This is a genomic window from Streptomyces poriferorum (assembly GCF_019399235.1).
GTDB classification, from domain to species: domain Bacteria; phylum Actinomycetota; class Actinomycetes; order Streptomycetales; family Streptomycetaceae; genus Streptomyces; species Streptomyces poriferorum.
This window is the reverse complement of the sequence record NZ_JAELVH010000124.1, coordinates 1-12,763: the sequence shown is the minus strand read 5'-3', so window position 1 is coordinate 12,763 and position 12,763 is coordinate 1. Positions and strand designations below refer to the sequence as shown.

Below are 12,763 nucleotides of genomic sequence, written 5' to 3'. Positions count from 1 at the left end.
GACGGGAACCTCGAATCCAAAGAGAATGATCGTTCGTTTTACGTGATGACGTCACTGTCGTGCCGGGTGGCACTCTTGTCAAGAAGGAACGTTCGTTTTAGATTGGCCTCATGGCCCGTGTATCCCAGGAGCACCTCGACGCCCGCCGCCGGCAGATCCTCGACGGGGCGGCGCGGTGTTTCGCCCGCGACGGGTTCCACGCCACCTCGATGCAGGACGTGTTCAAGGAGGTCGGGCTGTCGGCCGGTGCGGTCTACCGCTACTTCGGCGGCAAGGAGGACCTGATCGCCGCCATCGCCGGCGAGGCGGTCGGCGGGGTCCGGCAGGCGTTCGAGCGCGCCGCCCGGGTCAGTCCTCCGCCCACCCCTGACGTGCTGATCGGCCGCGTGGTGCGCACCCTGTTCGGCGACGACGCCACGCGGAGGGGAGGGCTGGACCCGAGGGCGTACGCCGGGCTGATCGTCCAGGTGTGGGCCGAGACGCTGCGCAGCGAGCGGCTGGCGGCCACGCTCGGTGAGGCGTACGAGGGTCTGCGGGTCTCCTGGGCGGAACTGGTCGGTGAGTACCGCGCGAGCGGGATGCTCGCTGCCGGGGTGCCGGACGAGCACATCGCCCGCACGCTGATCGCCACCGCCCAGGGTCTCATCGCCCAACTCGCGATGTTCGGCGACGCGGGACCCGAGGTCCTCGAGAACGGCCTGCGCGGGCTGATGTCCATGGATCTGCAAAGGGCCAGTTAACGCGCCGGAAAAACTTCGGCTCTAACGTGCAATACCTCGCCGTGCGACACCGGTTCGATCTTCAACGGACTGTTGAAGATCGCTAGTGTCTCGCTGCGCCCAGGGCCGGTACTGGGCGGACAACTGTGAGGTGGACGCGTGCAACTGACCCCGCACGAGCAGGAACGCCTGCTCATACATGTGGCCGCCGACGTGGCCGAGAAGCGCCGCGCGCGAGGGCTGCGGCTCAATCACCCCGAGGCCGTCGCCCTCATCACCTCCCATCTGATGGAGGGGGCGCGCGACGGCCGTACGGTCGCCGAACTCATGGCGTCCGGACGCAAGGTGCTCACCCGCGACGACGTCATGGACGGCATAGCCGAGATGATCCACGATGTGCAGGTCGAGGCGACGTTCCCGGACGGCACCAAGCTCGTCACCGTCCATGAACCGATCGTCTGACGGGCCGCCGCCGATGATTCCGGGAGAGATTCTGTACGCGGAGGATGCCGTGCCGCTCAACGCGGGCCGGCCCGTCAGCCGCCTCACCGTCCTCAACGCGGCCGACCGGCCGGTTCAGGTGGGGTCGCACTACCACTTCGCCGAGGCCAATCCCGGCCTCGAGTTCGACCGTGCGGCCGCGCGCGGACTGCGGCTGAACATCGCCGCGGGAACGGCCGTTCGCTTCGAGCCGGGCGTCCCTGTCGACATCGAACTCGTCCCGTTGGCCGGGCGGCGTATCGTCCCGGGCCTGCGCGGCGAGACCGGAGGCCCGCTCGATGCCTGAACTCCACCGTGCCGTGTACGCCGACCTGTTCGGCCCCACCACCGGCGACCGGATCCGTCTGGCCGACACCGATCTGCTCGTGGAGATCGAGGAGGACCGCTGCGGCGGGCCCGGACTCGCCGGCGACGAGGCGGTGTTCGGCGGCGGCAAGGTCATCAGGGAGTCCATGGGGCAGGCGCGCACCACCCGCGCCGAAGGAGCGCCGGACACCGTGATCACCGGCGCCGTCGTCATCGACCACTGGGGCGTGGTCAAGGCGGACATCGGTATCCGCGACGGGCGGATCACCGGAATCGGCAAGGCCGGAAACCCGGACACGATGGACGGCGTCCATCCGGACCTCGTCATCGGCCCCGAAACCGAAATCATCGCGGGCAACGGGAAGTTCCTCACCGCCGGCGCCATCGACGCACATGTGCACTTCATCTCGCCGACCCTCGTCGACGAGGCCCTCTCCAGCGGCATCACCACCCTGGTCGGCGGCGGCACCGGCCCGGCCGAGGGCACCAAGGCCACCACCATCACCCCGGGTCCCTGGCACCTGGCCAGGATGTTCGAGGCGCTGGAGGCGTACCCCGTCAACATCGGCCTGCTCGGCAAGGGCAACACGATGTCCCGTGCCGCCATGCACTCCCAACTGCGGGCAGGCGCACTCGGGTTCAAGATTCACGAGGACTGGGGTGCGACGCCCGCGGTCATCGACGCCTGCCTGGGTGTCTGCGAGGAGACCGGGGCGCAGCTCGCCATTCACACCGACACCCTCAACGAGGCCGGATTCGTCGCAGACACTCTGGCCGCCATCGCCGGGCGGACCATCCACTCGTACCATACCGAGGGTGCGGGCGGCGGGCACGCTCCCGACATCATCAGCGTCGTCTCGGAGCCGTACGTCCTGCCCAGCTCGACCAATCCGACCCGGCCGCACACCGTCAACACCATCGAGGAACACCTCGACATGCTGATGGTCTGTCACCACCTAAACGCTGCCGTGCCGGAGGACCTGGCCTTCGCCGAGTCGCGGATCCGGCCCTCGACCATCGCGGCCGAGGACATCCTGCACGACCTCGGCGCCATCTCGATCATCTCCTCCGACTCCCAGGCCATGGGCCGCATCGGGGAGGTCGTGCTGCGTACCTGGCAGACCGCCCACGTGATGAAGAAGCGGCGAGGCGCACTGCCCGGCGACGGACGCGCCGACAACCGCCGGGTCCGTCGCTATGTCGCCAAATACACCATCAATCCGGCAGTGGCGCAGGGCCTCGACCGGGAGATCGGCTCCGTGGAGACCGGCAAGCTCGCGGATCTGGTCCTGTGGGAACCCGCCTTCTTCGGGGTCAAACCGCAGCTCGTCATCAAGGGCGGCCAGATCGCGTACGCGCAGATGGGCGACGCCAACGCCTCCATCCCCACCCCGCAACCCGTCCTGCCGCGCCCGATGTTCGGTGCGGTCGGCAGGGCCCCGGCCGGCAACTCCTTCAACTTCGTCGCGGCAGCGGCGATCGAGGACGGGCTGCCGGAGCGGCTCGGACTGGGAAAGCGGTTCGTGCCGATCACCAGTACCCGGGGCGTGACCAAGGCGGACATGCGGGAGAACGACGCGCTGCCCCGGGTCGACGTCGACCCGGACAGCTTCGCCGTGACGATCGACGGCGAACCGGTCGAACCCGCCCCCGCGACCGAACTCCCCATGGCCCAGCGCTATTTCCTCTTCTGAGAACGGATCAGGGATGAGCCGTGCCGCCCTCCTCGTCCTGTCCGACGGCCGCTTCCCCGCAGGTGGCCACGCCCACTCCGGCGGGGCCGAGGCGGCCGTTGTGGCAGGACGCATCCGCAATGCCGACGACCTCGCCGCATTCTGCCGGGGCCGTCTGCACACGACCGGGCTCACCGCCGCGGCGCTCGCCGCGGCGGCCGCCCACGGCCACGACCCGCTGGCCCTGGACGAGGCCGCCGACGCCCGTACGCCCTCACCGGCGCTGCGGGCGGTCGCCCGCAAGCTCGGCCGGCAGCTGATGCGGGCCGCCCGCGCGACCTGGCCGGGCGAGGAGCTCGACGCGTTCGCGCTGGCCCGGCCGCGCGGCGGCCACCAGCCGGTCGTGCTCGGCCTCACCGCACGCTCGGCGGGGCTCGCACCCGAGGACGCCGCACACTGCGCCGCGTACGAGACGGTCGGCGGACCGGCCACCGCCGTCGTCCGGCTGCTCTCCCTCAACCCCTTCGACGCCACCGCCGTACTGGCCCGGCTCGCCCCCGAGCTCGACCACGTCGCCGAGCTGGCCGCCGCTGCCGCACGCGGACCCATCGGTGAACTGCCCGCCTTCTCCGCCCCGTTGCTCGACATCGCCGCCGAGGCCCACGCCGCACGCCCCGTCCGGCTCTTCGCCTCGTGACCTCGCAGCACCGAGACGTACACCGCCCGAACAGCACAGGAGCCGCACCATGCACCTCGATCACGCCCACTCCGGCCCGGCCGCCCTCGGCGCGGACGCCGCACGCCCCGACGGGACCAGGCGGGCCCTGCGGATCGGCCTCGGCGGACCCGTCGGATCCGGCAAGACCGCGACCGTCGCAGCGCTCTGCCGGGCCCTGCGCGACCAGCTGTCCCTGGCCGTCGTCACCAACGACATCTACACGCGTGAGGACGCGGCGTTCCTGCTGCGCAACGCCGTGCTGCCGCCCGAGCGGATCCAGGCCGTCGAGACCGGCGCCTGCCCGCACACCGCCATCCGCGACGACATATCCGCCAACCTCGAAGCCGTCGAGGACCTGGAGGACACCGTGGGGCCGCTCGACCTCATCCTTGTGGAATCCGGTGGTGACAACCTCACGGCCACCTTCTCCAAAGGGCTCGTGGACGCCCAGATCTTCATCATCGACGTCGCCGGCGGCGACGACATCCCCCGCAAGGGCGGTCCCGGCGTCACCACGTCCGACCTGCTGGTGATCAACAAGACCGATCTGGCACCCTACGTCGGTTCCGACCTCGGCCGGATGGCCCGTGACGCCGCACAGCAGCGCGGCGAACTGCCCGTCGCCTTCACCTCGCTCACCTCGGGCGAAGGCGTCGGCCCCGTCGCGGACTGGGTGCGGGGGCAGCTCGCCTCCTGGACCTCGTGAGCGTCCGCGCCACCGCCCGGATCACCGCCGTGCGCGACGCCCGCGGCGCCACCACGCTCCCCGTCCTGGAGAGCGACGGGCCGCTCGCCCTGCGCCGGACGAGAGCCGTCGTTCCCGGGGTCGCACGCGTGACCGTGGTGGGCGCGATGAGCGCCCCGCTCGGTGGCGACCGGCTCGCCGTCCAGGTGCGGGCCGGGCAGGGCGCCCGGCTCACCGTCGACTCGGCGGCGGCCACGGTCGCCCTCCCCGGGCCCGGCCCCGAAGCGGCGGCGGCCCACTACGCCATCACGCTGAAGGCTGAGGAGGGCGCCGAGCTGCACTGGCTCCCCGAGCAGCTGATCTCGGCGCACGGCAGCGAACTCCACATGACCACCGTGGCCGAACTAGCCACCACCGCACGACTGGTGCTGCGCGAGGAACAGATCCTGGGCCGGCACGGCGAGACCACCGGAACGCTCCTGAGCAGACTCACCGTCCACCGCGCCGGACGACCGCTCCTCGACCAGCAACTGGCTTACGGGCCCGCCGCACCCGGCGGCTGGGACGGCCCGGCCGTGCTCGGCGGGTACCGAGCGGCCGGACAACTGCTGGTCGTGGACCCGGCCTTCGATGACCGGGGCCCGGACGCCCGGCTGCTGGGCGCCACCGCCGTGCTCACCCGGCTGGCAGGACCCGCCGTCCTCGTTTCCGTACTCGCCGCCGACGCGCGGGAGTTGCGCGCCGTGCTGGACCGGGCGGCGGAGGAACTCGCGGCCGCCGCGCGCGGCCGCGCACCGGCCGCCGCGCATGGCTGAACACCGCTGGCAGGACTCCGGTGTCCGGTTATCGATTCGGTAAAGAAGTGCGTGTGCGATCTGTTCCCAGGTGGCTCACAGGCGACAGGATCCGCGGGAGGTTCCTACTGAACTGCGCCGCACCCGAAGGCGCTTCACCATGGGGGAGGTTCCACTTGAGACGCACAGCAGCGTTCGGCTCAGCCGGTGCTCTGATCGCGGGCACGCTCATAGCGGGCGCGATAGCGGCACCGGCTGCCACCGCCGACGGCCGCCACCACAACGGCTCCGAGGCGCGCGGCGTCCAGCTGGCCGCGGCACGCGCGGCCAGGGCCGGCATCGACTGGGCGGACTGCCCGGCCGACTGGGCCATCGCCGCGCCGATCCAGTGCGGATGGGTCACCGTCCCGCTCGACTACGCGCGGCCCGACGGCAAGCAGATCAAGATAGCCGTCGACCGGCACGTCAGCACCGGAACCAGCAGCGAACGCCAGGGCGCCCTGATCTACAACCCGGGCGGGCCCGGCGGCTCGGGCATGGCGTTCCCCAAGCGGATCGCCACGAAGAGCCCACTCTGGCTGAACACGGCCAAGGCCTACGACTTCGTCGGCTTCGATCCTCGCGGCGTCGGCCACTCGGCGCCGATCTCGTGCATCGACCCGCAGGAGTTCGTCAAGGCACCCAAGGCCGACCCGGTGCCCGACTCCGAGGCCGACAAGCGTGCCCAGCGCAAGCTCGCCGCCGAGTACGCGGACGGCTGCGCCGAACGCAGCGGCGAGATGCTGCCGCACATGACCACCCCCAACACCGCACGCGACCTGGACGTGATCCGCGCCGCGCTCGGTGAGAAGAAGCTCAACTACCTGGGCGTCTCCTACGGCACCTACCTGGGCGCGGTCTACGGCACCCTCTTCCCGTCCCATGTCCGCCGCATGGTTGTCGACAGCGTCGTCAACCCGGCGAAGGACAACATCTGGTACCAGGCGAACCTCAACCAGGACATCGCCTTCCAGAAGCGCTGGGACGACTGGAAGGCCTGGGTCGCCGCGAACGACGCCACCTTCCACATCGGCACGACGCCGCAGAAGGTCGAGCAGGAGTGGCTGAAGCTGCGCGCAGCCGCGAAGAAGAGCCCAATCGGTGGCGTCCTCGGCCCCGCCGAGCTCATCGGCTTCTTCCAGAGCGCCCCGTACTACGACTCCGCCTGGGCACCCACCGCCCGGACCTGGAGCGCCTACCGGGCCGGCGACACCCAGGCGCTGATCGACGCCGCCGCCCCCGACCTGTCGGACACGGCGGGCAACATCCGGTCCGAGAACAGCAACGCCGTGTACACCGCGGTCGAGTGCGCGGACGCCAAGTGGCCCACCGACTGGCGGACGTGGGACCGCGACAACACCCGGCTGCACAAGGACCACCCGTTCATGACCTGGGCCAACGCCTGGATGAACCTGCCTTGCGCGACCTGGCGGGCCAAGCAGCAGACCCCGCTGGACGTCCGCACCGGCAAGGGACTGCCGCCGGTGCTGATCGTGCAGTCCACGCGTGACGCCGCCACTCCCTACGAGGGCGCCGTCGAACTGCACAAGCGCTTCAGGGGTTCGCGGCTCATCACCGAGGAGGGCGCCGGCTCGCACGGCGTCACCGGGCTGGTCAATTCCTGCATCAACGAGCGGGTGGACAGCTACCTGCTCACCGGGAAGACCGACCGGCGCGACGTGACGTGCGCCCCGCACGCCACGCCGAAGCCGTAGCACCCGGAACATCCGGATGACGGGACGGGCCGCCGGTATGTCACCGGCGGCCCGTCCCCGCGTGCGTCGCGATCCCGCCCGTCAGCGCTTCCGCTTCGGCGGCTTCTCCGCACTGTCCGCCTGTTCGGCGGCCTTCACCTTGGCCGCGTACTCGTCGACGTACTCCTGACCCGACAGACCGAGGATCGCGTACATGATCTCGTCGGTGACCGCCCGGATGGCGGCCTTCTCGTTCTCCAGACCGGCATAGCGGGAGAAGTCCAGGGGTTCGCCGAAGCGGATGGTGACCTGCTTGATGCGCGGCACGACCTTTCCGGGCGGCTGGATCTCGAAGGTGCCGACCATCGCGCACGGCACCACCGGCACCTGCGCCCGGATGGCCATCACCGCGACGCCCACCTTGCCCTTGTACAGCCGGCCGTCGTGCGAACGGGTGCCCTCCGGGTAGATGCCCAGCAGCTCACCCCTGCCCAGTACCCCGAGCCCCTCCCGGATCGCCGCCTGCCCCGCGTCCTTCCCCGACCGGTCCACGGGGATCTGACCGATGCTGTGGAAGAACGCGGCGGTCAGCCGGCCCTTCACACCGGGGCCGGTGAAGTATTCGGCCTTGGCGAGGAAGGTGATCCGCCGCTTGATGATGGCGGGCATCAGGAAGTGGTCGGAGAAGGACAGATGGTTGCCGGCGATGATCGCCGCGCCGTCCGCCGGAATGTGCTCCATCCCCTTGATGACGGGGCGGAAGAACAACCGCAACAGCGGCCCCAGGACGACGTACTTGAGCACGTAATAGAACACAGGCGGCTCCAAGCTCTGCCGGATCGGCTCCGGGGCTGAGTTCTCCCAGGTCAGCGGATGTCTTGACGTGCACAGCCTAGGGCCGGGCGGCGCGTCCTGTAACCGTCCGCGAGCGGGCCGGGGTGATGTCGTCCGCGTCGGATCGGACCTGGATCCCCGATGGTACGCGGCGGGGGCGCCCTGTCCGGGACCGTCGTGGCTCAGGGGCAGTACTGCGGTGCCTGGTCCAGGTTGTTCTTCGTGACGAGGACCAGGGGCACGGAGTCGATCCGGTCCGCTTCCTTCCCGGCGAGCAGCGCCAGGACGTTCCTGACGGCCATGGTCCCGTTCACCAGAGGGGAGTTGGTGACCGTGGCGGACAGCTTCCCGGCCCTGATCGCCGCCAGGCCCTTGTCGGTGCCGTTCACCGTCACGATCCGGACCCCCTTCGCCCCGGCCGCGTCGAAGGCCTCGCGGACCGCGAAGGCCATCTCCTCGTTGGCGACGAAGGCATAGTCCAGTCCCGGGTGTTCCCGGATCATGGCGGCTGCGGCGTCCCGTGCCACCGCCGGGTCGAACATGCCGGGCCGGCTCGCCACGATCTCGGCGTTGCCGGGCAGCGCCGCGGCGAAACCGGCGACCAGCAGATCGGAGGCGGCGCCCGGCGCGCCGGCGACGACACCGATCTCGGACCGCTTCCCGTTCGCGTCCCTGCCGATCCACCCGGCGTCCAGCCGCCCCGCCTCTTCGAGGTCCACGACGACCGCCCCGAGGATGTCCGAGGTGTCCTCCGGCACCACCGAGGTCAGGAATACGGGCGTGTCGGCGCTCCGGGCCCGGGAGATGTCGGCCGGCAGGGCACCGATGTCCACGGGCTGAACGATCAGCGCGTCCACCTTCCAGGACGTCATCTTCCCGATGTTGGCCAGTTCCTTCGACGCCTCCTGCTGCGAGTTCGCGGTGAAGAGCTTGACGCCCTCGTTCTCGGCGGCGAGCTCGACGGCGCCCTGGAGACAGGTGTGGAAGTCGGTGTGGGCGCCGTTGACGAAACCGAGCCGGACGGCGTGGTCGTCCGCGTCCGAGCTGTCACCGCATCCGCTCAGCACGAGTGCCGCGCCGACGGCCGATGCGGTGAGGGATCTCCGGCATCTGCGGCGTCTGCCGGGTCCGACCGGCTCGTTCGGTCTGTCAGAGGGGAGGGACACGGGGGAGTACCGCCTTTCGTGGGGCTGTTCAGCCCATCTGGTCCTGCGGCGAGAGGTGTTCCACCGTCACCCCGGTACCGGTGAACGTCCGGGTCACATGTCCCGAGCTGTAGACCCACAGAATCCGCAACGGCGTGTCACCGACGTTCCGGAACAGGTGCGGGACGGGCGCGGGGACGTACGTGGTGTCGTACCGCTCCAGTCGGGTCACCTCGCCGTCGATGACCACCTCGGCGTCACCGTCCAGGACCGTGACGTGCTCATCGCAGTTGTGCGAGTGCAGAGGCGCCCCGGAGCCGACCGGGTAGACGCTGATCCCGCTGGTGATCCGGTTCTCACCACGGGCGGAGACCGTGGTGATCAGGGGCGTGGTGACGACGGCGCCGCCACGGTCGAGCAGGGGGACATCGGCGACCTTGATGACGGTGGACATGGGAGAGGTTCCTTTCGGCAGGGCTGCGCCGAACGAGGCTAGGGCCAGGAACCGGGATGTGATGCCCTCCGGCATGCAGTTTTACCTTGCACGTCAGGAGGGATGTGGTTGCCGGATACGGGGGTACGGTCGGCCACCATTGCACGGCGGAACCGGACCGTGCCCGAGGCAAAGGCGGATCGCCGACATGAGGCTCCCCGTACTCACCGAACACGAAATGACTCCGCCCCAGAAGGAGCTGGCCGAGCGCATCACGGCCCGCCGCGGTGCGGTACGGGGGCCGTTCCGGGTCTGGCTGCACAGCCCGCAGATGTGCGAGCGCGCCGAGTCACTCGGCGCCTTCGCCCGTTTCGACTGCAGCCTTCCCGAGCATCTGCGCGAACTCACCCTGCTGCTCGCCGCCCGCAACTGGGACGCCCAGTACTCCTGGAACGCGCACGTGCGCACCGCGATAGAGGCCGGGGTGCCCGAGGAGGCGGTCCGGGCGATCGCCGAACAGCGCCGGCCGGTCTTCGGGAACGAGCCGGACCAGGCGTTCTACGAGTTCTGCCGGGAGATCCTCCAGGACCACTTCGTGTCCGACGAGACCTTCGCCCGGGCCCACGAGCACTTCGGTTCGCAGGGACTGGTCGACACCATCGGGGCGCTCGGCAACTTCACCATGCTCGGCATGTGTCTCAACGCCTTCCAGGTAGACCTCCAGGCCGACCGCGAGCCCCCCTTCCCGGACATCCGCGGCTTCGAGCGGGTCGCCCGCGACGGAGACGGGCACCGGCCGTGACCGGGCGGACCGAAACGGGCACCGGGCACGGCGCCGACCGCTCCGCACCCCTGGTCCGGGTCCGCGGGGTCACCAAGGGCTTCGGCGGGGTCGCGGCGCTCAAGGACGTCGACCTGGACCTGTATCCGGGGGAGATCCACGCCCTCATGGGCATGAACGGTGCCGGCAAGTCGACACTCGTCCAGGTCCTCTCCGGAGTGCACCAGGCGGACGGCGGCAGCATCGGCGTCGACGGGCACGACCGCTCCGGTCTCACGGTGCGCAAGGCCCGCCACCTCGGCATCGCCTTCGTTCCACAGCGCCGCGAGCTGGTCATGGGCCTGAGCGTGGCCGAGAACATCATGCTCGGCGACCTGCCCCGACGCGGCGGCTTCGTGAGCCGGCCCCAGATGCTCTCCCGGGCCCGGGAGGCTCTCGCGGGTCTGGGAATCGAGATCGACGTACGGCGTACCGCGGGCGAACTCACCGTCGCAGAGCAGACGATGGTCGAGGTCGCCCGGGAGGTCCGGCGCGGCGGACGCGTGCTCATCCTCGACGAGCCGACCGCATGCCTCGGCGCGGAGGCCGCCGGCCGGATCAGGACTCTGGTCCGCAGACTGCGCGACGAAGGCGTCGCCGTCGTCTACATCTCGCACTACATCGACGAGGTACTGGGCCTCGCGGACCGGGTGACGGTGCTGCGCGACGGACGTGTGGTGCGCAGCGCACCGGCCGAGGGGTTCGACGCGGGGGAGCTCGTACGCGCGATGGCCGGCCGGGACGTGGTGTCGCACCGGCCGGAGCGGCCCGCACCCGCCGACGAGATCGGACTGGCGATCCGTGGTCTCACGCACGGACGGTCCATCCGCGACTTCACCGCTCAGGTCCGCAAGGGCGAGGTCGTCGCCGTGCTCGGTCCCGCCGGGGACGCCCAGTCGTACCTGTTCGACCTGCTCTCCGGACGGCGGCGTCCGCTGAGCGGGGAGCTGCACGTGGACGCCACGCCAGTTCCGATGGGGCGGGTGCCGGCCTCTCTCGGGAGCGGGCTGCGATGCGTCACCGGGGACCGCCGGGCCCTGGGACTCGTCCCGGGACTGTCCGTGGACGAGAACCTCATGCTGGCCGACGACCGGTTCCACCGAAGGAGGCTGCACCGACGGGGAGAGCTGGCCCGGCGCTCCGCGGCCCGCCGCAAGGACTACGGCGTCGTGACGCTCGGCGGTGACCCGCCGGTCGGCAGCCTGTCCGGCGGCAACCAGCAGAAGGTCCTGCTGGCCAAGTGGCTGGAGACGGCCCCCACGGCCTGCTTCCTCGAAGACCCGACCAACGGTGTGGACGTCGCCGCCGTGGCGGACATCCACACCCTCATCGACGCCCTCGCCGCGCGGGGAGTAGCGGTTCTGCTCGCCTCCTCGTCCGCGGAGGAGGCGATGCGCCTGGCCGACCGGATCCTCGTGGTCCGGGCGGGGCGCACCGTCGCGGAGTACGACACCACCGCCATCACCCGCGACGAACTCGTCGCCACCGCCCTCGGAGGAGCGCCGCAGTGAGCCTGAAATCCCCCTCCGTCGCCCCTGACCGGGCGACCGCGCCGGCCACCGCCCGGCCCCGCCCGTCGCTCAGCTCGCTGGGCCGGATACCCCACGGCGGACTGATCGCCGTGCTGATCCTGATGATCGTCTTCACCGCTCTGCGGGCCGACTCCTTCACCACCTCGCAGAACCTCCTCAACATCCTCCGCCAGATCAGCGTGACCGCCGTCATCGCGGGCGGTCTCACCCTGCTGATGACGGCGGGCGGCATGGACTTCTCCATGGGCAGCAACGCCGCCGTGACCACCGCGGTGGCCGCGCAACTGCTCTCCCATGGACAGTCCACGACCGTCACCGTGATCGCCACCCTGCTGCTGGCCACCCTGATCGGCCTGGTGAACGGCATGGTCGTGACCTTCACCAGGGTGGCGCCGTTCGTCGCCACCCTGGCGACGGCCATGCTCCTCGACGGTGTCGCCCTGCTCGTCCTGAACGGCATGAGCATCTCCATCGGCGACAGGATGTCCGCGCTCGGCAACTCCAAGCTCCTGGGCATCCCCTGGCTGCTGATCGTGGCCGTCGTGGTTCTGGTGGCCGTCGGCCTGGCGATGCGGTTCACCACCTTCGGCCGCGACGCCTTCGCGATGGGCGGCAACGAACACGTCGCCCGGCTGAGCGGCATCAACGTGCCCGCCCGCAAGCTCGCCCTCTACGCACTGGCCGGCGGGCTGTCCGGACTGGCCGGCCTGATGCTTCTCTCGCGCCTGGGCGCCAGCGCACCCAACACCGGAGGCCTCCAGCTCCAGCTCACCGCCGTGGCCGCCGGCCAGCAGCGTGCCCCCGATGACCACGGCGGCCACGGCGGTGCGCTGGAGCTGGGGGCCTCCGGTGTTGGGTGCGCTGGCGCCC

Annotated in this window: 14 protein-coding genes; 11 read left to right on the top strand and 3 right to left on the bottom strand. The window is 70.6% G+C overall.

From position 1 onward, the window contains the following. Positions 1-110 precede the first annotated feature (110 nt). The 8 genes from JGS39_RS21600 to JGS39_RS21565 all read left to right on the top strand — a co-directional run bounded on the left by JGS39_RS21600 (position 111) and on the right by JGS39_RS21565 (position 7,150). Positions 111-740 (top strand): TetR/AcrR family transcriptional regulator, encoded by a 630-nt coding sequence (locus JGS39_RS21600; protein WP_219570939.1) that lies wholly within the window; start codon positions 111-113, stop codon positions 738-740. 138 nt (positions 741-878) lie between these two features. Continuing rightward, positions 879-1,181, top strand: coding sequence for an urease subunit gamma (locus tag JGS39_RS21595; RefSeq protein WP_148015252.1), 303 nt, complete (start codon positions 879-881; stop codon positions 1,179-1,181). Between the two features lie 13 nt (positions 1,182-1,194). Then, positions 1,195-1,506 (top strand): urease subunit beta, encoded by a 312-nt coding sequence (locus tag JGS39_RS21590; protein ID WP_219570980.1) that lies wholly within the window; start codon positions 1,195-1,197, stop codon positions 1,504-1,506. Then, positions 1,499-3,220, top strand: coding sequence for an urease subunit alpha (locus JGS39_RS21585; RefSeq protein ID WP_219570938.1), 1,722 nt, complete (start codon positions 1,499-1,501; stop codon positions 3,218-3,220). The genes JGS39_RS21590 and JGS39_RS21585 overlap by 8 nt, the downstream gene beginning before the upstream one ends. Before the next feature lie 13 nt (positions 3,221-3,233). Further along, a complete protein-coding gene (locus JGS39_RS21580) occupies positions 3,234-3,896 on the top strand; it encodes an urease accessory protein UreF (protein ID WP_219570937.1) in 663 nt (220 codons plus the stop codon). Positions 3,897-3,945: 49 nt separating this feature from the next. Continuing rightward, positions 3,946-4,623: an urease accessory protein UreG gene (gene ureG / locus JGS39_RS21575; RefSeq protein WP_219570936.1), complete on the top strand. Its 678-nt coding sequence runs from the start codon at positions 3,946-3,948 to the stop codon at positions 4,621-4,623. Next, a complete protein-coding gene (locus tag JGS39_RS21570; protein WP_219570935.1) occupies positions 4,620-5,417 on the top strand; it encodes an urease accessory protein UreD in 798 nt (265 codons plus the stop codon). Before ureG ends, JGS39_RS21570 begins: the two co-directional genes overlap by 4 nt. A 155-nt stretch (positions 5,418-5,572) precedes the next feature. After that, positions 5,573-7,150: an alpha/beta hydrolase gene (locus tag JGS39_RS21565; protein WP_219570934.1), complete on the top strand. Its 1,578-nt coding sequence runs from the start codon at positions 5,573-5,575 to the stop codon at positions 7,148-7,150. Positions 7,151-7,231: 81 nt separating this feature from the next. On the opposite strand, the gene JGS39_RS21560 is transcribed toward JGS39_RS21565, so the two are convergent. The 3 genes from JGS39_RS21560 to JGS39_RS21550 all read right to left on the bottom strand — a co-directional run bounded on the left by JGS39_RS21560 (position 7,232) and on the right by JGS39_RS21550 (position 9,562). Next, on the bottom strand, positions 7,232-7,945 hold the full coding sequence (locus tag JGS39_RS21560; RefSeq protein ID WP_219570933.1) for a lysophospholipid acyltransferase family protein: 714 nt from the start codon (positions 7,943-7,945) through the stop codon (positions 7,232-7,234). A 200-nt stretch (positions 7,946-8,145) separates the two neighbouring features. Next, the gene (locus tag JGS39_RS21555; protein ID WP_219570932.1) at positions 8,146-9,129 is read right to left on the bottom strand and encodes a sugar ABC transporter substrate-binding protein; all 984 of its coding nucleotides are present in this window, start codon (positions 9,127-9,129) and stop codon (positions 8,146-8,148) included. A gap of 28 nt (positions 9,130-9,157) precedes the next feature. After that, positions 9,158-9,562 (bottom strand): cupin domain-containing protein, encoded by a 405-nt coding sequence (locus JGS39_RS21550; protein ID WP_219570931.1) that lies wholly within the window; start codon positions 9,560-9,562, stop codon positions 9,158-9,160. A 187-nt stretch (positions 9,563-9,749) separates the two neighbouring features. Here JGS39_RS21550 and JGS39_RS21545 point away from each other — a divergent pair, with 187 nt between their 5' ends. From JGS39_RS21545 to JGS39_RS21535, 3 genes are all read left to right on the top strand, one after another. Then, the gene (locus JGS39_RS21545; RefSeq protein WP_236063902.1) at positions 9,750-10,343 is read left to right on the top strand and encodes a carboxymuconolactone decarboxylase family protein; all 594 of its coding nucleotides are present in this window, start codon (positions 9,750-9,752) and stop codon (positions 10,341-10,343) included. Continuing rightward, on the top strand, positions 10,340-11,872 hold the full coding sequence (locus tag JGS39_RS21540; RefSeq protein WP_219570930.1) for a sugar ABC transporter ATP-binding protein: 1,533 nt from the start codon (positions 10,340-10,342) through the stop codon (positions 11,870-11,872). The genes JGS39_RS21545 and JGS39_RS21540 overlap by 4 nt, the downstream gene beginning before the upstream one ends. Beyond that, positions 11,869-12,763 (top strand): ABC transporter permease (locus JGS39_RS21535; protein ID WP_308120585.1); only part of this gene is annotated, 895 nt, incomplete at its 3' end. The genes JGS39_RS21540 and JGS39_RS21535, both read left to right, overlap by 4 nt.

Coding starts and splice junctions, on each gene's coding strand:
- ureG (WP_219570936.1), top strand. CDS start 3,946: ATGCACCTCGATCACGCCCACTCCGGCCCGGCCGCCCTCGGCGCGGAC.
- JGS39_RS21600 (WP_219570939.1), top strand. CDS start 111: ATGGCCCGTGTATCCCAGGAGCACCTCGACGCCCGCCGCCGGCAGATC.
- JGS39_RS21585 (WP_219570938.1), top strand. CDS start 1,499: ATGCCTGAACTCCACCGTGCCGTGTACGCCGACCTGTTCGGCCCCACC.
- JGS39_RS21590 (WP_219570980.1), top strand. CDS start 1,195: ATGATTCCGGGAGAGATTCTGTACGCGGAGGATGCCGTGCCGCTCAAC.
- JGS39_RS21545 (WP_236063902.1), top strand. CDS start 9,750: ATGAGGCTCCCCGTACTCACCGAACACGAAATGACTCCGCCCCAGAAG.
- JGS39_RS21580 (WP_219570937.1), top strand. CDS start 3,234: ATGAGCCGTGCCGCCCTCCTCGTCCTGTCCGACGGCCGCTTCCCCGCA.
- JGS39_RS21550 (WP_219570931.1), bottom strand. CDS start 9,562: ATGTCCACCGTCATCAAGGTCGCCGATGTCCCCCTGCTCGACCGTGGC.